This window comes from Moorena sp. SIO1G6 (genome assembly GCF_010672795.1).
GTDB classification, from domain to species: Bacteria; Cyanobacteriota; Cyanobacteriia; order Cyanobacteriales; family Coleofasciculaceae; genus Moorena; species Moorena producens.
This window is the reverse complement of the sequence record NZ_JAAHFZ010000029.1, coordinates 51,924-72,002: the sequence shown is the minus strand read 5'-3', so window position 1 is coordinate 72,002 and position 20,079 is coordinate 51,924. Positions and strand designations below refer to the sequence as shown.

14 protein-coding genes are annotated in these 20,079 nt (G+C 43.8%); 9 read left to right on the top strand and 5 right to left on the bottom strand.

What is annotated here, in order from left to right:
• Positions 1 to 20: 20 nt before the first annotated feature.
• Positions 21 to 1,586 (top strand): NAD(P)H-quinone oxidoreductase subunit N, encoded by a 1,566-nt coding sequence (locus tag F6K63_RS23765; RefSeq protein ID WP_287313269.1) that lies wholly within the window; start codon positions 21 to 23, stop codon positions 1,584 to 1,586.
• Positions 1,587 to 1,836: 250 nt separating this feature from the next.
• Here F6K63_RS23765 and F6K63_RS23760 read toward each other — a convergent pair whose 3' ends face one another.
• Positions 1,837 to 2,892, bottom strand: a complete 1,056-nt coding sequence (locus F6K63_RS23760; protein WP_287313268.1) for a sulfotransferase family protein — start codon at positions 2,890 to 2,892, stop codon at positions 1,837 to 1,839.
• Positions 2,893 to 4,526: 1,634 nt separating this feature from the next.
• Between F6K63_RS23760 and F6K63_RS23755 the strand changes: the two genes are divergently transcribed.
• The 3 genes from F6K63_RS23755 to F6K63_RS23745 all read left to right on the top strand — a co-directional run bounded on the left by F6K63_RS23755 (position 4,527) and on the right by F6K63_RS23745 (position 5,437).
• Complete coding sequence (locus F6K63_RS23755; RefSeq protein ID WP_071102587.1) at positions 4,527 to 4,730, top strand: hypothetical protein; 204 nt, start codon at positions 4,527 to 4,529, stop codon at positions 4,728 to 4,730.
• On the top strand, positions 4,723 to 4,896 hold the full coding sequence (locus tag F6K63_RS23750; RefSeq protein ID WP_158026159.1) for a hypothetical protein: 174 nt from the start codon (positions 4,723 to 4,725) through the stop codon (positions 4,894 to 4,896). The genes F6K63_RS23755 and F6K63_RS23750 overlap by 8 nt, the downstream gene beginning before the upstream one ends.
• Before the next feature lie 88 nt (positions 4,897 to 4,984).
• A complete protein-coding gene (locus F6K63_RS23745) occupies positions 4,985 to 5,437 on the top strand; it encodes a MerR family transcriptional regulator (protein ID WP_287313267.1) in 453 nt (150 codons plus the stop codon).
• 290 nt (positions 5,438 to 5,727) lie between these two features.
• Here the strand turns inward: F6K63_RS23745 and F6K63_RS23740 are convergent, their stop codons facing one another.
• Entirely contained in the window at positions 5,728 to 7,665 is a 1,938-nt protein-coding gene (locus tag F6K63_RS23740; protein WP_287313266.1) for a TonB family protein, read from the bottom strand.
• A gap of 172 nt (positions 7,666 to 7,837) precedes the next feature.
• Entirely contained in the window at positions 7,838 to 8,548 is a 711-nt protein-coding gene (locus tag F6K63_RS23735; protein WP_287296653.1) for a precorrin-2 C(20)-methyltransferase, read from the bottom strand.
• A 40-nt stretch (positions 8,549 to 8,588) separates the two neighbouring features.
• Here F6K63_RS23735 and F6K63_RS23730 point away from each other — a divergent pair, with 40 nt between their 5' ends.
• From F6K63_RS23730 to F6K63_RS23715, 4 genes are all read left to right on the top strand, one after another.
• The gene (locus tag F6K63_RS23730; protein WP_071102584.1) at positions 8,589 to 9,293 is read left to right on the top strand and encodes an esterase/lipase family protein; all 705 of its coding nucleotides are present in this window, start codon (positions 8,589 to 8,591) and stop codon (positions 9,291 to 9,293) included.
• Between the two features lie 422 nt (positions 9,294 to 9,715).
• On the top strand, positions 9,716 to 11,518 hold the full coding sequence (locus F6K63_RS23725) for a WD40 domain-containing protein (protein WP_287313265.1): 1,803 nt from the start codon (positions 9,716 to 9,718) through the stop codon (positions 11,516 to 11,518).
• 660 nt (positions 11,519 to 12,178) lie between these two features.
• Positions 12,179 to 12,850 carry a response regulator gene (locus F6K63_RS23720; RefSeq protein ID WP_502708347.1) on the top strand — a complete coding sequence of 224 codons (672 nt, stop codon included), beginning with the start codon at positions 12,179 to 12,181 and terminating at the stop codon, positions 12,848 to 12,850.
• A gap of 24 nt (positions 12,851 to 12,874) precedes the next feature.
• Positions 12,875 to 14,809 carry a sensor histidine kinase gene (locus tag F6K63_RS23715; RefSeq protein ID WP_287313263.1) on the top strand — a complete coding sequence of 645 codons (1,935 nt, stop codon included), beginning with the start codon at positions 12,875 to 12,877 and terminating at the stop codon, positions 14,807 to 14,809.
• A 720-nt stretch (positions 14,810 to 15,529) separates the two neighbouring features.
• Here the strand turns inward: F6K63_RS23715 and F6K63_RS23710 are convergent.
• Positions 15,530 to 15,730 (bottom strand): hypothetical protein, encoded by a 201-nt coding sequence (locus F6K63_RS23710; protein WP_083373530.1) that lies wholly within the window; start codon positions 15,728 to 15,730, stop codon positions 15,530 to 15,532.
• A 652-nt stretch (positions 15,731 to 16,382) separates the two neighbouring features.
• Between F6K63_RS23710 and F6K63_RS23705 the strand changes: the two genes are divergently transcribed.
• On the top strand, positions 16,383 to 17,132 hold the full coding sequence (locus F6K63_RS23705; protein WP_008189805.1) for a DUF928 domain-containing protein: 750 nt from the start codon (positions 16,383 to 16,385) through the stop codon (positions 17,130 to 17,132).
• A 29-nt stretch (positions 17,133 to 17,161) separates the two neighbouring features.
• Here F6K63_RS23705 and F6K63_RS23700 read toward each other — a convergent pair whose 3' ends face one another.
• Positions 17,162 to 19,942, bottom strand: coding sequence for a CHAT domain-containing protein (locus F6K63_RS23700; RefSeq protein ID WP_287313262.1), 2,781 nt, complete (start codon positions 19,940 to 19,942; stop codon positions 17,162 to 17,164).
• Positions 19,943 to 20,079: the final 137 nt, after the last annotated feature.

Sequence of the window (20,079 nt, the reverse complement as noted above, 5' to 3'; positions counted from 1 at the left end):
AGATCATATCATTAAAGCCTATGGATTTTGCCAATCTTGCCGCCCAGTTGAATGCTGGGGTAATTTTGCCAGAGGGAATTGTAGTTATTACCCTCTTGCTAGTGTTAATCATTGACCTGATTGCTGGGAAAAAGTCGGCTCAAACTATTTCCTATGTAGCCATTGGGGGTCTACTTGCTGCCATAGTTGCCCTGTATTTCCAATGGGATGCTGCAAATCCCATTGCCTTCTTTGGGGAATTTAATGGTGACACCCTGAGTGTGGCATTTCGTGGCATCATTGCCCTATCGACTGTGTCAACGATTTTGATGTCAATTCGTTATGTGCAGCAGTCGGGTACATCCTTGGCAGAATTTATTGGCATTTTGCTCACGGCTACTTTAGGAGGGATGTTCCTGTCCGGGGCGACGGAGCTGGTTACGATTTTTATATCCCTCGAAACCCTCAGTATTTCCTCCTACCTGATGACGGGTTACATGAAGCGTGACCCCCGTTCCAATGAGGCCGCTTTGAAATATTTGCTGATTGGAGCAGCCAGTTCAGCCGTATTTTTGTATGGTGTCTCCCTATTATATGGGTTGTCTGGGGGACAAACGCAGTTGAGTGCGATCGCACAAGGAGTTGCTGAGCTACAATCCGGTCAATCCCTAGGTCTTCTGATTGCCTTGGTGTTTGCGATCGCTGGTATTGCTTTTAAAATCTCAGCAGTTCCTTTCCACCAATGGACTCCTGATGTTTACGAAGGTTCTCCCACGCCAGTGGTAGCGTTTCTCTCAGTTGGTTCTAAAGCCGCTGGCTTTGCTCTAGCGATTCGTCTACTGATCACTGCTTTCCCATTGTTAAGCGATCAGTGGCATTTTGTGTTCACTGCTTTGACTATTCTAAGTATGATTTTGGGTAACGTAGTTGCCCTAACTCAATCCAGCATGAAACGGATGCTAGCCTATTCCTCTATTGGTCAGGCTGGGTTTGTGATGATTGGTCTAATTGCTGGAACCCAAGCCGGTTACGCTAGCATGATTTTCTACATGCTGGTTTACTTGTTTATGAACTTAGGGGCTTTCGCTTGTGTCATTCTGTTTACCCTACGCACTGGTACTGACCAAATTAGTGAGTATGCTGGTCTTTATCACAAGGACCCACTGCTGACTTTGGTTTTAAGTGTTTGTTTGCTGTCTTTAGGTGGGATTCCACCCTTTGCTGGATTCTTTGGTAAAATCTATTTATTCTGGGCTGGTTGGCAAGCAGGATTGTATACTTTAGTCTTACTAGGTTTGCTAACTAGTGTGGTTTCGATTTACTACTACATCCGTGTGGTCAAGATGATGGTAGTGAAGGAACCTCAAGAGATGTCGGATGTGGTCAAGAATTATCCCGAAATTCGCTGGAGTTTACCCGGTATGCGTCCGTTACAGGTCGGTTTAGTGATGTCGTTAATTGCGACCTCTCTGGCAGGCATTTTGTCCAATCCGCTGTTTTCTTTGGCCAATGATTCTGTTGTTAATACCCCCATACTGCAACAGGCCGTGATTAGTGCTGAGCTGTCTCAAGGGCATCAGGTTTCATTCATGAGTGCTGATAATTGAGGCCCTCAGAGCCATATACCCCAAGGGGTGCATCTCATATTTGTAAAAAAGAAGGGAAGTGTGGGGAGTGTGGGAAGTGTGGGAAGTGTGGGAAGTGTGGGAATTTTCGCCCGAATTTTTTCCTAATTGCATGGATTGAGATGCACCCGACCCCAAGCGCCCCTTCCTTTAGGATAGGGCGCGAACAAGAGATTTTAGCTTGAGTGAGTTAGCCTGACTTTACGGTCAGGCTTTTCTACTCATTGGAACCTCATTGGATCGAGTTTTGGGATAAATTTCTGGTCATGGATAATTGCAATGTCTTGAGAGTTACTAAAGCTTCACGGATTTTCCCTATCACTGGTTGAAGATTAGCTTTAGACAGTCTCCAATAGATGTACTGAGAATAATCTGCGTAGAACTTGAGTAACCTGTCAAATTGCCACGTTTTAGGAATACAGTCATAGCCTAGATGGAGCATGGTTTTATAATTCAGAATCTCTAAGACTGCTAGTTCTGAATCGCTAAGTTCGTGTTTCCAAGCCTCAATGCGATCGCTACTAACCGGTTGAAAGGTCTTGGCGTGCCATCCTAGCTCACGGGTCGGTACCAAGTTTTTTTGAGCATTTTTTTGGTTAAACTCCAGCATTGATTGGCTAAAGGATACCCCGAGCCAATTACAAATTCCCTGGAGTTCTTCTTCTGGATTTGTCACTAAGTCTTCGTAGAAGAGGATATGGAACCGCTCGTCATTTTGATAGTGTTTAATGACCTGGAATAAGTTTTGCCATTGTTGGGTTGTCGCTACTACATTGGCGATACAGGCTCCCTTCCAAGTCTTGGCAAATTTTTTCTCATTTCGTTTTAGGGAAGCATAGATGGCTCTGAGGTCTCGGATAATTAGAATTAATCTGGCATTAGGGAAATACTTGAGAATGGTCTTAATATTATAGATGTTCCAAGGATTTTTATCTCCCCAACAACCTGCTTGACCATCAAACTGCTGTATATAGGTTTGATAAACTGTGGCGACTGCTGTTGAATAATTCAGTGGTTTCTGAGCTGTCAAATTTTCTCGCAACTGCTGTCGGTCAATGTTCCACTCCCGAAACCTTGGATCACCGTAGATATCTGTCAAGAAGTTATCGATTTGATTGCTTAAGTCTTTCGATGAACCGTATTTTGGCTCCAGATTAACAAAAAACCGACTTTCAGGAGGAATACAAAAATGAGGATGAGCGGTCAGCATTAACCGCAAAAGCGTTGTTCCAGAACGTCCCATCCCAAAAATAAAAAGTGGCTGATTTTGTTGAGACAAAGATTCCATAATGTGTCGATGACGGTAGAGTTTATTTTTGAACTTGAGCAATATAGCACCTTGACTTGTCTCAGCTTGCTTAGCTGATCTGTCCTATCACGTTAATTTGAACACTTATACTAGGCTTGATTAGCTTGAGTTAATTGAAAATTGTTAATTGGCAATTTTCAATTTTTATTTTCAATTAATGAACACCCAATACTGATAAGTAGTCAACCGAACTCACTATCAGCTTTTGACTATCTAATTCCCACTCTAATAGATAGCCCTAGTATAGTAACTGTGGGTCAAAAAGGGATTACAGCAGCTGATTTAGTATAGAGTATGCACCAGGACTGCAGGATTTTTAGTTTATTTGCCAAACCTTTAGGATTTCTCTGTGTCGTTGAATCTTTTTAAAATGCTACCCTGTCTTGATGCAATAGCGAGTGGTTTTGGCGCTGCGTGGGTCACCTGCGTCCGCACCTTGAAAGCCCCATGGGAACCCCCAAGAGCGCGCTCCATCACGCTTTTATTGAAATTATTCAGAATTGCTGAAAGCACGGAATTCAAAACCATGATTTATCCAGGGATAGCCAACTCGTCTTCCTGTGCGATTTCAGAACTATCAAGAAACTATAACTTATGACTTAGGAATTCATCAGTCGGAACTGATCAGGTAATTAACCAGCCTGGAATCACAATTCTGAAGTCGTTTGACAGCCTAATTGCTCCCTGATGATGACGAGATACACCAAATCTTTTTTCCTCTTAACAGTATATTTACTAATTTTTTACATTGTCAAGCCAAAGTCTGATAGATCAGCCTTAAGACGTAAATTTTGGGAAAATCACCTCAAAATTCCTGAAAAGTTTATAAAAATAATATATAATTAATTGGTTTAATTAATATTATTTAAATATAGAAAAATTCATCTACATAACTTAAATATTATAACCCTCAAATAACTTAATTCAATAGCAAGGCAAAAGGCTGAGTGGTGAGTGCGTCAGTAGGTCTGTAGGTCAGTGGGAAAATGACTAAATTCATTCATATTTATGATGACTAATGACGATAGCATGACTCAAATAGGTGAGGTACACAAGTGTTGGATTTTAGGGAACAGGGAACAGCGGATATGGGAACAGGGAACAGGGAAAAAGTAAAAAATAGGGGCGTCACCTTATTAATATCAGTAAAATGATCATATAACTTACCACTTTCCGGTGCCGCAAATACTTCACTGGTTTACTAGCTAAACCCTTTTATACTTCGCTCAAATAAATACTCTCAAAGGAAAAAAAAGCTCGTCAGCAACAGCATAACCTAAATAAAATAACACAGCATAAAATAACCAATTACTCCAAATTGGTAACTGAATCCCATGCACAGAACCAGTCCATTAGCCTGTAAGCATATGCGCTACTTGAGGTGCTGCTTGAGGTGCCGTCAGCCGTGAGCTAAAAGCTCACGCTACTTGAGGTGCCGTCAGCTTATTTTATTCAAAAGCTTTTCGTAAAGTAGCGTGCCGATAGCGCATAAGCTGATAGCTGAATGCTGATAGCTGAATGCTGATAGCTGAATGCTGATAGCTGAATGCTGATAGCTGAATGCTTACCTTAGATGATTTACTGGTATGGGATTGTAAATCATAGTAAATTTAATGTCGGAACCTACCCCCAAGCCAGACACCTCTCAAATTAACGAGTGGCGCAGAAAAATTGAAATCGCTAACCACAACAACATTTTTTGCCACTGTCGGACTTGTGGCTATCAATGGGTAGATTCCTCTGTTGATAAAACTTGTCGCCAGTGTAGTAGTAATGATGTAGAACGTATCTCTTGCTGGCAGTTTCCCGATGACTGAGTCAGCAGAATGGGTGTTTGGAAGGCACAGGGTATGCGATCGCATTTGGCCAAAAGGCCACGCTAAAAGCGATTGGCCTACGGCCACCCTGCGCGAACGCTATATCAAACTTGCCTCAACTCCGACCGATAGAACACTTCAGCTTAATTTACAAAATTTTCTATAACCTTCTCTTTTCCTTAATCAGGGGTTGTCTTAATGCTTGCTTTTACTTTATAATACAACTATCGGAATAGTTAAGGGAATAGAAACTTATGAACAAGTGCGTTTGTACTACCGAAGCAGCATCTCTCCTTGGAATCTCTTCGAGACGATTGCGACAACTCCTAGAGAAGGGTCGCGTCCGGGGTGCTTATAAAAGTGGGAAATTCTGGATTATTCCTCTGTTCAACAATATGCCCCAAATCATTAAAGGCACTAGAGGACCAAAAGGAAAATGGCGTACCAGTCGTCCTCCGGCTCTAGCCAAGATTAATGTCAACCGCAATCACATTGGCTCGAATATCCACAAAAGCCCGGAAGAGCGCAAGCCAGTGATTTCAGTAAAACGAAGTGGCAACAATTTATATGGACACCAGATCGAAATCCTCGGTCCGTGTCGGATTAGGTATCAGCCAGATAACCCACTACCTTGTGGCGCTCGTCTATGGATTGAAACCTTCAGTGATGTCCACTTCATCGGTGGCAGTTTCCCTGCCAGTCGCTAATCGGGCTCAAAGTTGTCTGTCAGAATGCAGAATGCAGAATGCAGAATGCAGAATGTAGAATGTAGAATGCAGAATGCAGAATGCAGAATGCAGAATGCAGAATGCAGAATGTAGAATGCAGAATGTAGAATGTAGAATGTAGAATGCAGAATGTAAAATTCCAAATTCTAAATTCTTAATTCTTAATTCTTAATTCTTAATTCTTAATTCTAGAATTCTAAATTCTTAATTCTAAAATAATGTTAATGCTCCATAGACCAACAACCCAGGCTTTAACTCACAGAAAGATTCTATTTACATGACCTGGACGATGGTGTTGTAAAGGAATCTATTCTGTTGCGCCTGCGAGCTGATCTAGATTTGAACTTGCAAGCTTTATCCTCTTGTGAGTTTTGCTCTTCAGTGGCTGCTGCTGGAACGGATTCTTTCCCTGGGTTTCCAGTCCCTTGAGCTGGCTTCACTGGCACAGCTGTAGTGTTGGTAGTATTTTCTTCAGTAGTATTTTCCTGACTAGGAGTATTGTCCCGCACTGGTACTAACACCCTCCTGGGTTTAGGAGTATTTTCCTGACTAGGAGTATTTTGCTGTACAGGCACTGCTCTAGGTTTAGGAGTATTTTCCTGAGTAGAGGTATTGTCCCGTACTGGTACTGACACTCTTCTAGGTTTAGGAGTATTTTCCTGAGTAGAAGTATTGTCCCGCACTGGTACTGACACTCTCCTGGGTTTAGGAGTCGAGTCTTGACTAGAAGTATTGTCCCGCACTGGTACTGAAACTCTCCTGGGTTTAGGAGTCGAGTCTTGACTAGAGGTATTGTCCCGCACTGGCACTGATATTGTTCTGGGTTTAGTGCTCGAATTTTCCCTAGCAGTATTTGTAGCAGTATTCGGTTTTACTGGAACTGATACTGTCCTATTGTTATCGGTATTGTTATCGGTAGAGTTATTATTAGCAGAGTTATTGCTAGGGGTTTCTGGCTTAGGAACTACTATTACTGGATTGTTGACAGCAGCGTTTTCCCCACTAACAGTATTTGGCTTTGCTGGAACTGGCTGGTTAGCAGTTTCTTGGAAAACCGATAGACTAGGACAGTTGCCTTGATCATAGTCAAAGGCTACCTTGACCTGGTAGGGTTTTGTTGCACCACTTTGGTTGTTAAACTTGCGGAACTGAATATCTTCCAGTGCCTGCTGATTTAAAATGCCGTACCCTGCACTCTGAATCAGCTGTGCATTAGTTACTTCACCATTAGCACCTACTAAAATTCCGAAGACGGTTGTGCCTTCTAGTTTCTTAATACAAGCGTCTTTCGGATAAGTAGCACTAACTGTTATTGCTTCTGGTATTACTTCCTTTTTGGGTAAGGTATCCTTTACCAAAGCCATCCATTCGACCAGGTTTTTCCTAGCTTCCTCATCACTGGTATTGCTTACATCTTTTTTCAGTTGCTTCCGCCGCATCCGCACTTGAGCTACTAAATTGTTCTGACGTTGTCGTGCGATCGCAACAGCACTAGGGGGTGCTGGTTTAGTAGGCTCAGAAGGAGGAGGGGTGATCGAAAATTGTGGTGGCGGAGGAGGTGGAGTAACGGATACTGGTGGCTGTTGGTTAGGAAACTCTGATCGGTCAGGAATCTGGTTGGTAGAATTCCCAAATACTGGCAAGGAACCTGTCTGGAAGGAACCTGGATTCAAAGACTCTGTATCGAATGTGAAGTTAGGTCGCGGTGGTGGGGCTGGTAGTGGTGTCCTGGGTTTTGGTGGTAGCTGCTGGATCGGGAAAGACCCTCTGGTGATAATCGGTCTTTTGCGGTTTAGCAGTGGTAAAGGATACTTACCAATTGAGGGTAAGGGTTTTATCGGTAGGGATCTCAGAGGTGGGGATTTGGGAATTTTCAGGGGCTTTAGAGCAGGTATTGAAGGTAGCGGTGGTGGAGGGGGTGGGAAAGGATTAAATAACGAAGGGATGGAGGGCTTGGTCGGAGTTTTGGCATTCGGTAGAGCTGGCAGGGTAAGTGGTGGTGCAGCAGACTTGGGAACACGGCTCAGTTGTTGAGGGCTTAACTCCAACACTTGCACCATTGAGTCTTCCTTAGGCTTTTGATTCTTCAACAAATCACCTAAGATCGGTACGATTAGCATATGAACCCCCAGAGAGGCGGTAACAGAAATCACTAGGGGGTGACTCAGCATTTCTGGGATGTTTTTAATTAAAGAAGCATCGGACATGGCAGTTATTGTTGACGTATTTCCATGGTTGCTAATAAGCTCTCGGCTGAGGAGATGCTTATTCAATTCAGTCTTGGCAAATAAGAGTGAGTGATCGTGCTCGGGCTAGCTATAACAACTATTTTGACAACTACATCGATGGCTGAAACATTGTTATCTCTTGGTTTGCTATCTATTGGTTCACCTTAACAATTAGCAGAGAAAAATAGGGTAATGCCAGATTAGGGCGATCGCATAAATTACGATATATCACCTGCTCCGGTAGAGTTGCTCGTTCTACCACATAGGCATTTTCCAACAACTGATGTCGATGCAGCACTTGCCACACCTGCTGATAAACTGAACTGACTTTGAGCAGGACTACTACATCTGCCCAATCCAAAACCTTTTCCAGTTCATCCACATTATAGAGAGCTGGTAGCACGACCAGGCGCTGATCACGAATGGTCAAGGGTAATCCCAAAACCGATGCTGTAGCCATGGGGGAAGATACCCCTGGTACAGTTTGAATCAGGCTTTGAGGATGTAACTGCTGTAGCCTCTGTGCCAAATAGGTAAATGTGCTGTAAAAACTCACATCTCCTTCGCACACAAATGCTACGTCTTGCCCTAATCCTAGATAATTCCAGACTTGCTCAGCAGCAAGTTGCCATGCTTGGGTCAAGATAGCGGTATCCTGCACATAAGGAAATGTCAAGGGTAACTGCACCTGATGATTCTCCAACCATTGAGCGACAATCTGTTGAGCCATTCCTGGTTTTCCACGGACTCCAGTAGGAAAGGCTACTACTGGTGCCTGTTTCAATATACGTAGTGCTTTGAGGGTGATCAGGTCAGGATCCCCAGGTCCGACACTTATACCATAAAGTGTACCTAGTTTCACAAAAGTTTAAAATTATCTATAAAATTTAAAATTACCACCGATGCCATTACCAACTGTTATTTTACCGGGCTATTTTGCTAGCGCTAGTGAATACCGTGATTTAGAACAATCACTACAACAGCTAGGGATTGCCGCAACTACTGTACCAATACGCCAACAGGATTGGTTTCCTACCCTCGGTGGTCGCTCTGTGGTGCCAATTTTGCGAAAAATCGACCAAGCTGTTAAACAGCAGTTGGAGAAGCATAACACGCCACAGATTAATTTAATCGGTCACTCTGCTGGTGGTTGGATTGCCAGGATCTATCTAGGAGAAAAGCCTTACACGATTCATCGAGATGTTAGTGATGACTCGGTAGGGTTATGGAATGCTCATTCCTATATCTCTACCTTGGTGACTCTGGGTACACCTCATATGAGTCAGGAACGTTGGACTAAACGCAATCTTGATTTTGTTAATGATAACTATCCAGGGGCGTTTCACCAAGATGTCAATTATATTTGTGTCGCTGGTAAGGCAATTTATGGTAAGCGACGTTTAGGCAGCTGGTTGGCTTACAACAGTTACAAGCTCACTTGTGGAGAAGGGAATTGCTGGGGAGATGGGATTACTCCGATTACTGCTGCTCATTTGGCTGGAGCGACTAATATTACTCTTGATGAGGTGCTACATTCTCCTAGAAGGAAGGGGATTTGGTATGGTTCACCTGAGGTCAGGGAGGCTTGGGTGAAGTGTTTAGGTTGAAGGTTTAGAAGGTTTATTAGGTTGAAGGTTTATTTGGTTGAAGGTTGAAGGTTATTTGGTTGAAGGTTATTTGGTTGAAGGTTGAAGGTTATTTGGTTGAAGGTTGAAGGTTTATTTGGTTGAAGGTTGAAGGTTTATTTGGTTGAAGGCGTAGGGTGCGTTAGGGGCGGGCGAGCCCTGATTTTTCGCTTCTTCGCCCCTGGTTGAAACAGCCCGCACCGTAACGCACCATCAGAAGGTTGAAGGTTGAAGGTGTAGGGTGCGTTAGGGGCGGGCGAGCTCTGATTTTTCGCCTCTTCGTCCCTTGTTGAAATAGCCCGCACCGTAACGCACCATCAGGTCAAACAGCTTTTAGGAGATGCACCCTATCCAGAACTTAGTGCGATCGCATAAGCGCGGAAGCTTCGCTTCCGGAGCATAGCGTGACCTACGGTCAATCGCCTAGCGTGGCCTACGGTCAATCGCCTTTTTGGGAACTCTATAAGTGTAACCATATTGAGAAAGTAGCCATGACTAAGCAACAAAGTGTATTGTTCACCCTAGCGGTCGCAGCAGCGGGAGCTAATCTATCTTCTACTATTGGCGGTGTGGGATTAGTCGGGGGGTTTGGTGGCGTGGGCATTGGTCCGACCACGATGACAGGTCTAGGAGCAATAACTGGGGTTGCTGCTTATGGCGCTGTTAGGGCGATACGGGAAGGGGATCTTATTGCCATTGGGGCAGTGGCACTGGGAGCGGTTACAGGGGCTGGTATCTCTGCCAAAGTAGGTGGTATGGGATTGAGTTTTGGGGGGAAAGCTATCGGGGTTAATATGTCTTCGATGGCTGCTGCTGGTGGAGTCGTTGGACTCGGTGTTTATGGCTTAGCAAAAATGTTCTCTGAAAATCAGAGCACAGTAGGTGGTATGGGATTGAGTTTTGGGGGGACAGCCACCGGGGTTGATATCTCTTCGATGGCTGCTGCTGGTGGAGTCGTTGGACTTGGTATTTATGGCTTAGCAAAAATGTTCTCTGAAAATCAGAGCAAAGAACCTGTTACTGAAACCTTTGACCGAATCGAAGCAGCAATCTCTTATCAGGAAGCTTATAACGAGGCAATGATGGAGCTAGATCCAATCTTAGCTGACATAGCCTTGAAACAAAAGTTTAGTGATCTAGAAGTTGAGGACGAATTACAAGCGCTTAAAGCAAACCTTTTGGGGGAAAATCAGTCTAAACCAACAGAAAAAGTAAGCAATGCTGAGCTTTCATCGAAACAAAGGTTTAAGAATCTAGACGTTGATAAAGAATTACAAGCGGTTAAAGCCAAACTTAATAAGTTAATAACTGTTAAATCACATCAACATTGGAAATGTAATACTATTCTCAAAGGACATATAGCAAACGTTAATTCCGTTGCTCTCAGTCGTAATAGTGATATTATTGCCAGTGGTGGTGATGATAGAACTGTAAAACTATGGGATTTAACAACGGTAAAATGCATTTACACGTTCTTCGGACAAGGAGGAGAAGTTCAAGCAGTAAACATTAGCCCCAATGGAGAGATGCTGATTGCTGGTGGCTTTGATAACGTGATTACCAGTTGGAAATTACGGACAAAAACGTTATCTGGCATCTTCAATAAACCAAATTCTCCTTTCAGTCATGGAGCCGTGGTTTCGGATCTTGCTTTTAGCCAAAATGGTAAAATCCTGATCAGTGCTAGTGGTGATGAGACCATCGCAGTTTGGGATAGCTTGACAGGAAAACTAATCCACACCATGACCGATCATTCAAACATGGTTAATTGTGTTGCTATTAGTCCCGATGGTCAGACTATCGCTAGTGGTAGTAATGACAAAACCATCAGACTTTGGAACGGACGCGGGTATCAACAGCGCTGCATTCTTACCGGACATACAGGGTGGGTAACTTCTATTGCTATCAGTCCTGATGGTCAGACTATCGCTAGCGGCAGCGCTGACAAAACCATTAGACTGTGGAATCTCCACACTGAAAAACTAATCTTTTCTCTAACTGGACATTCAACAGCGGTGCTTTCTATTGCTATTAGCCCTGATGGAGAAACAGTAGTCAGTGCCAGTATAAACGAGATTAAACTTTGGAGCCTACGGACTGGTGAGCTACTGCGCAATCTGAATGGTTGTTATCCCGTTACTTTTAGCCCTGATGGACAAATCCTAGTAAGTGGAGGCGAAAAGGGTAAGATTAAAATTTGGCGTTGATTGATATGTCAGCCGTCAGCCGTCAGCCGTGGGCGTAGCGCATTAGCTCAATGCTGATAGCTGAATGATTATCCCATGTTTATTAGGGGTTTATTTTTGCGATTGACCTTGGCCTTTGGGCCACGCTACGCGAATGGTCACGCTACGCGATTGACCTTTGGTCACGCTAAAAGCGATTGACATGCAGGTCACGCTACGCGAACGCATTCCTATAACCATCTATATATAATCTTCTCAAGACCACCATCAGATCAGCATCACAGCAGCTTTGGTGACTAGAGGTTTAGAAATAGTTGGCGAAGCTTTGAGCAGCAGTATGTAGTTTTCAGCAATCCTAATTACCGAATTGTACCTAGTTCTTGTCTTAAACCAGCAATCAACTTGGTAGACAAGGGGATTGCTTTATCTATCAGTGTCTTTTTAAGCTAAAAGTTCAGCGAGCAGTGGTTCAACATAAGACCCATGACAGGAAAAACCTGGTTGTATAGCACTACCCATTAAGGTGTTTGACATTGATAAAAGCAGCAAAAGCCGTTTTAGTAAACTTTTGCCTCTTGCCTCTTGCCTCTTGCCTTCCGCGTAGCGCTGTATTAACCCCTCGTTGGCTAAATTGCAACGATAGGTTCCAATAGTGAATAGCAAACATAGAGGGAATTGATGATGACCCAAGATTTACCAAAGTCAAGGAAACGGAAGCTGCTTGTGGTTGATGACCACGAATTGATGCTGGGTGGAATAATCGACACCCTACGACGGAAGTATCCAGAAGCGGAAATCCTAACAGCTCAAACGTTCCAGAGCGCTCTGGAACAACTGGAACGATTTCAGCTTGACCTTGTTATTGTCGATCTTTCCATTCCAGAAGATTCTGAGAATACAGCTAAAATCGAGACGGGTATTAAACTCTTGCAGATAGTGATGAAGCAGTATCCCAACCTCAATCTTGTGGTGTTAAGCACTTACCTCAAAGCCCTGGTGCGGATTAAGGATGAGATTGACGAGCACAACGGGGGTTTCACCTTGGTAGATAAGGGTTTCTCCGGTCAGGTTATGTTAACCAGAGTTGAATGGGCATTGCAGGGATTAACCCATACAAAAGACCTCAAGATGCTCAAAGGAGAAGTTAAGCCAGAGTGGCTGGAGTTACTCACCCTAGCATTTCATGAGGAATTGCAAGATAAGGCAATTGCTGGGCGTATGCATAAAAGTGAACGAACTGTGGTTCACTACTGGACGAAAATTCGAGACGTTCTGGGTGTTTATCCTGAAGGTGGGAAGAATCTCCGAATTCAAACCGAGATGCGAGCCAGAGAAGAAGGGTTTATTGATTGATAAATTAAGCAAGGAAAAAACCTGTTGTTGGGAAGTATTTGGCCAAAAATAAAAAACAAAATTGCCACCTGGCCTGGAGGAGAATTGCCAGGAATTGCAGTGATTGGACTGGTAATGTTAGCCCGTCTCAATGGATACCTTCAATTTAGTGAGTGGATAACCCTCGATACTTTTCTGCGTTTGCGTCCTTCTGAACCTATGGATGAACGGGTTGTTATTGTTGGAATTGATGAAGAGGATATCCAGGATGTAGGAACCTATCCCATACCAGATCAAGACATTGCAAGGCTGCTGCGGAGATTGCAAACCTACAAACCTAGAGCAATTGGTCTTGATATTGTTCGGGATCTACCAGTTGAGCCAGGTCACGAGCAACTGGTTGAAACCTTTGAGGAGATCAAGACTCTCATTGCCATTGAAAAAGTATTACCAACTAAAATTAAGCCACCACCGGGATTTCCCCCGGAACGGGTTGGTTTCTCAGATGTTCTTTTCGATGGGGATGGCAACGTCCGGCGCAGTCTTCTAGGGACTCCTACTCCTGAAGGGGGCAAGTTCTCTTTATCTCTGAGTCTGGCAAAAACTTATTTAACGGTTGAAGGCATTTCTCTCGAAAATGGCATTAAAAATCCTGATGGGATGATGTTTGGTTCAACGGAGCTACCTCGTTTTTTGCCCAATTCTGGTGGCTATGTCGGAACTGATGCGGGTGGAGTTCAGGTGCTGCTCAATTTTCGGAGTGGTCGAGAACGCTTTCGCATTCTATCACTTAAGGATATCAAAACCGAGAATTTTAATCCCAGTTGGATTCGCGATCGCATTGTGATTGTTGGAGTCACTACTCCCAGCATCAAAGACACTGTCAATACCACTGCCATCAAGGGTTTGAACCCTCCTGGAAAAATCTATGGTGTAGAATTTCATGCCCATGCTACTAGTCAAATTCTCAGTGCTGTTCTGGATCAGCGATCGCTTTTAAGAACTTGGTCAGATCCTTGGGAATATCTATGGATTTTAGGTTGGGGTTTTCTGGCCATTGGTCTTGGTCGGCTGACTCAATCCCCATTCAAAAATCTGTTTGGTGTTGGGGTTGCCAGCTTTGGACTAGTTGGAGTTGGTTATGTGTTCCTAGTTTGGGGCTGGTGGATTCCAGTAGCACCAGCGTTGTTAATTTTAGTCATAAATAGTTTACTATTTCCTGCTTTCTATCACTATGACCAGGCTTTGAGGTCTCAGATCAATGTGCGCCAACGGACTATTGATGAAACATTTAATATCATTCATAATGGCCCAATGCAAACACTAGCGTACACTATTACGCGCATTCAAAACCAGGATTTGCCAGAAGATGAATTACTGTTGAAACTTAAAACTATCAAGGATGACATCTGGGAAATTGCAGACTACCTCAAACAAGAAACTCTGACTCAAGAAGAAACTATCCGTCTAGGAAGTAACCTAAAACTGTCATTGAAGCATCCAATAAGTAAGCTGTTCTATGAAGTCTGTAGAGATACGCTGGAACGGCATCTTCCTCATTTTAATACCCTTAAGGTTAAAGCCCTTAAATTTGAGGAGATCCCGGAACAATATTTAACTATTGAGCAAAATCGAGAACTCTGCCAGTTTCTGGAAGAAGCTTTGTACAATGTCGGGAAACATGCTAAAGGAGTAACTCGTATTAGTGCCATTGGTAAGCTACATGAGAACCGGTACACTCTGAGTGTTAAAGATAATGGCTCTGGCATGTGTTCATCTTCTGAAAACCGAGGAACACAGCAAGCTAAAGCTTTGGCGAAACAACTAGGAGGAACATTTAAGCGAGAGCCCATTTCTCCCCACGGAACTCTGTGCGAGTTAACCTGGCCTCTAGCAGGTCGTAACTGGAGTCTTGCTAAAGTTAGCTATGGCTTGAAAACTCTTTTTTTGAAAGTTTTTAAATATCCCAAAAAATTCTAAAATAGTTGCGTAGGGTGCGTTAGGGGTGGGATTGCCCTGATTTTCCGCCTCTTTGCCAGCGTTGAAATAGCCCACCCCGTAACGCACCACCGGCTCAAACTAAATAAATCTAAAGTCTCTGCAAATTTTCCTGACCAGAGAAACTTTTCTCATGTCTTGATGCAGTCGCTCATGGAGAGCCCAATTCCCGATTCCTAATTCTAACTTCTAACTTCTAACTTCTAACTTCTAACTTCTACTTGGTGGTGCGTTACGGTGCGGGCTATTCCAATACTGGCGCTCGAAGTTAAAAATGAGGGCAAGCCCGCCCCTAACGCACCCTACATTCTAAATTCTAAATTCTAAATTCTAACTTCTAACTTCTAACTTCTAACTTCTAACTTCTAACTTCTAACTTCTAACTTCTAACTTCTAACTTCTAACTTCTAACTTCTACTTGGTGGTGCGTTACGGTGCGGGCTATTCTAATACTGGCGCTCGAAGTTAAAAATGAGGGCAAGCCCGCCCCTAACGCACCCTACATTCTAAATTTTAAATTCTAAATTCCCGATAAGTCTTAAAAATAAAAAAAAATAGCCGTAGAAATAATATCCACGGCTATTTTAACTCCACAATAAGTTCCTTTAAATCGCTATGTCACTGAGTTCCTAAACCGAACCTGATGTGATTCGATCTGATTGACCTTTGCTAGGGGGGTTTCCCCCCTAGAAGTTTAAGGTGTTACGGCAACAACCAATACTTGGTTATTGTAGTCATCACTTCCCCGGGAACGTCGGTCGGCTCCAGAGGGGTCCATTCCGCTATCTCTGCATAGCCTAGTGAATAAAGCATTTGCATACTATAGATTACTGCTTGACGAGACCCTTTCAAGGTGTGCTGAGCAGGTTGTTTTTTGAAGTTTTGGCGAAATTTTCGTGACATGGATAAAAAAGTGAAGTTATTGTGGTCATTTAATGATTATTGTAATGATTATAAATAAATTTGTCAAGGGTTTTTAGAATTTTTTTTTTGGGAGTTTTAGGATTAATAAAAAATTAGCGATATAGCGCTACGCGCAAGTCATAAGTTAGAAGTCAGAAGTCAAAAGTAAGCAATTACTTACGTTTCGGAGTGTAGGAGCGATGCAGCGCCTTCATGCGGGGGTTTCCACGGGGCAAACAGCGGTGCGGACGCAGGTTCCGCACACAGCCCCTCCCCACTCGCTATTGCATCAAGACAATGTCCTAACCTGAATGCGTAGTGCTATATTCTGAAATATACGCTACAGAAACGCTAATTGCTGGTGCGTTACGGGGCGGACTATCCCAACCCTGGCTACGAGGCGAAAAATCAGAGGCTTTCCGCCCCTAACGCACCCTACTACTCTGATAAAAATAAAAGAATTACTAAAAGTTAAATGGAAGTAGTTTTAGCAAATTTTAGTGGTGAATTTGGTAGTTTGAGCAACGGGTTTGTAGTTTTCAGCAATAAGAATGACTTGAGCTAGTCATCAAGTTAGTGAGAATAGGCGATGTGAACTCACTATTTTTCCTAGTATGGTCTGAGATAAGTAAATATCTACTGAGCCAACATTATGATGATTCAAATTTTTTGGTTCCTTAATAAATGCATCAAAGCTAAACTAGTAACTAGCTGTATTTTAGGGTTATCCCTGGTCATAACTCCGGCTGCTCTAGCTGAGTACGAATTCCCTTCCGATCAGAAACCTCCAAGTGACTATACAGGACAAGCAGGCTCCAGAGATGGGTGCGAAGGTGAAGGGATACCCCTAACAGCCCTAGTTCCTCTAAGTCATGTTGGACAAACGGCTTCGACTCGCCCGACTTTTGCTTGGTTTGTTCCTGACTCGACCACCAAAAAGATGGAATTCACGCTCTATGAATATGACTCAAACGGTAAACCCAAATTAATGGGTGAGGCAATTCCATTGAAGAGTTGGCCAGGAGTTATGACATTAACCCTACCAGAGGACAGACCAGAACTTAGAGTAGGTCGCACTTATCTTTGGCAAGTCACCATCTTATGTGACCCAGATAACGCATCAAGTGATTTAATTGCTAGGGCAGATATTCAGGTTCTAGAGATGCCTTCTACTTTGGAAAGCACTTTTGTCGATGGCTCAAACAAATCCGATTTCTATGCCAAGGCAAGTTTATGGTACGATGCTTTAGCTGAAGCTCTGAAGTTGGCTAACGAATCTAGGTTGGGAGAGGTGGGTTCAACCCTACTAGAAAACCTGGCTGAATTAGAGGCAGCCGCACTGACTGACGAGAAGTATGAACGGATTGAGAACTTAAGGCAAATAGCCAGTAGCCTGCGGTAATTGAGTCCACCCCGCCGTCAATCATAGGATTAAAGCCAGTTCCCGATCAGGATAAACGGTGCCCAGTAGGCGGGGTGGGCATATTGGTCGTTAATCTCCTCTGTGTCCTCAGCCTCAATCAGTTTTCGCTGAGCTGCACGTAAAGCCTCGGCTTTGCTTACTCCAGGACGGCGCAAGTTGGCATAAAACTCTGTCACTAACTGAGCCGTAGAGGCATCATTGACAGACCAAAGAGAGGCTAAAGCACTGCTAACACCGGCTCGCACGGCAATGCCAGCCAAACCCAGAGCAGCACGGTCATCTCCCACTGCCGTTTGGCAAGCTGTGAGGGCAAGCAATTCCCCTGAGTCGGGTTTACGACTAACGCCGCTGATGGTGTTTTCCAGATCATCGAGGGTGAGCTTGTCATTATTTCCAGTGACGAGAAAGGTGTCTTCTCGAATCGCACTAAATTGACCGTGGGTGGCAATGTGAAGAATGGGGTAAACGGTTTGAGCCAGTTCTTCTTCTAAGCGCTCTTGGGTAAAATCCTGATTCAAAAGGGTTTTGCTACCTGGAAATTGAGTCTCGACTGCCTTGAGTTCGCTTTCAACATTGGTCAAAGCTGAAAACCCTTGTCCGTTGACTTCACTTTCTTGAGTTAACCCTAAGGCTAAGACGCGAAGTTTTTGACGGTTCAAGGCTTGGGGATTGGTCAGCTTAAGACTGGGGGTTGTGGCAATAGCATAGGTTTCAACTAAGAATTTTTCACCGTCGTGGAGGGCAGCCATTGGGATGCTGCGTAAGATGCCATCCTGGATGAAAACAAGGGTTTCTATCTGTGCTGACTTTAAATACTTGGTAAAAGGAGCAATAATCTTTTTATACAGCTCTTGGGCTGGTTTGAGGTTATAGTTAATATCACGTCTGCGTTCCAGTCCCCGGCGAAATTGGTTGATTTCTTCTCTAAGAGTTTGACTATCAACATTGATCCACTCCAGTCGCTTTTCGCCCTTGGGAAGACTGACTAGAATACCGGTGCGATCGCTTAAAATAATCGAGCTAAAGACAGCGGTTTTTTCCCCAACCAGTTCGTCAACTCGTTTCTGACTGATGAGTATTAACGCACAATCATTGCCGAAGTAATTTTGCAGTTCTGCTAGTTTTAGGGAATCAATGGTTTCGAGGGCAGACTTTAGCTCATCTGGGTACTCCTTACTATCTTTGGGGAGTAGCTCAGCACGTTCCAACCTTAACTTAGCCAATTCACGGTGGAGAGGATTAATGGCATCCCGAAAGTCAAACTGTAAGTCTCGCTCTGCAATCAGAAGCTCTTTTCTGATATCGTTGAGTGTAGCGATCGCTTCTTTATAAGCATTGACCGCCTTAACTTCGTTACCTTGGGCTTGGAAAATTTGACCCAGCTGCCACTGCCACAAATACAAGCTATCTTTTGCGGATAGATTTTGGTCAGCCATCCACCATGCCTTTTGAGTGAATTTTAGGGCGTTGTTATAGTCTTGGCGGCAGTAATAGAGATGACCCAATTCACCGAGGGCAAAAGACTGGGAACGGTAGTCCTTAAGGTGTCGAGCAATTAAGATGGCTTGATTGAGGAGTGTTTCAGTCTCTGCTTCTAGCTGACGTTTGCCACAGGAATTGTGTTGGGACGTGTCAGTAACCAGGGTGATCGGTTGCTCCAGTTTAGCTAAATCGATGGCTGCGTAGACTTTATCCTGAGAATCCGGTAGTTCGTTGAACAATTCCTGAGCGTCTTGAACCCATTGGTTCCGCTCCTCTGCTGCCTCGATTGATATTAATTCTTGTGGGCGGTAGGACAGTCGAATCAAATTGCGCAATGCTCGCATTTGAGCAGGTTGGTCATTTTGAGTGCGAGCTACTTTGAGACTTTGCTGAAAACAGTTCTGAGCTTGATTGTAATTATGGTTGGCATTTTCTGTAAATTTATCTTCTGTTTCTTTCGCTGACCGCTCTTTGGCAGAGCTAGCCCAGCGCTCCCAACGCTGAGCTTTGCTAAAGTAAGCATTACCTAGGTCGTTAATAAATGAACTGCCATAGGGACTATCGGCAGAAATATTGGCTGTGTATTTTTTGCCAGATATATCTATTATACAGTCTTTTGTGCGTTGGGGGCTGATATCAAATTCAACGTTTTTATCAATGCCTAAACCAGTTTGTAAATATTCAATCCCTTGGTCATAATCCCCTCTGAGAAGATAGGCATTTCCCAGACTTCCCAAAGCAGCAGCTTCTCCCTTCCAATCCTGATGAGCACGAGCAACCTTTAAGGCACTGTCTTTGACACAACTGGGTTTGTTTTTAGAATTTTCATCAGTATCAGGGGCTCCACATAGAAGCGCGATCGCTTTTCTCGGTTGTCCAAAGCTATTGTAGGCTTGAGCCAATTCCGTTTTCATTCGCCCCATTTGTTGCCAGTTCCTTAGCTGTTGATAGTCAAGGATGGCTTGCTCCCAGTTACTGATTGCCTCCTGGATGTGACCAATCTTTTGATAGGCTCTGGCCAGATTTTCCCGGACAATTGCGGCGTTGCTGTGGTTGTTGGTCTGTTGGTAAAGCTTCAAGGCATTTTGCCAGGGCTCTATGGCACCTTGATAATCTCCGGCTTGGTAGTACTCAACCCCTTGTTGCACGAGTTGACTGGGGTTGTCAGCCTGGGTGGTTGCCATATTTCCCTGTTCAGCTGGTTGAGCGATTGAGGGAAGATGACCTAGCCCTATACAAACGGTAAGGCTAAACAGGAATAGTATTCCTAAAAAGCGATCGCTCCTGGATTTAGGTTTTCTGGACATTAATAGGATTCTCCAGTGCTAAGTATCTGGACACAAATCTTATATCAAGTTTGGTTGAATACCCTTAATTTATTAGAGGGTGGGAGATGTGGGGAGATGGGGAGATAGGGAGATTTTTATTAAGGGTAATTATCCTG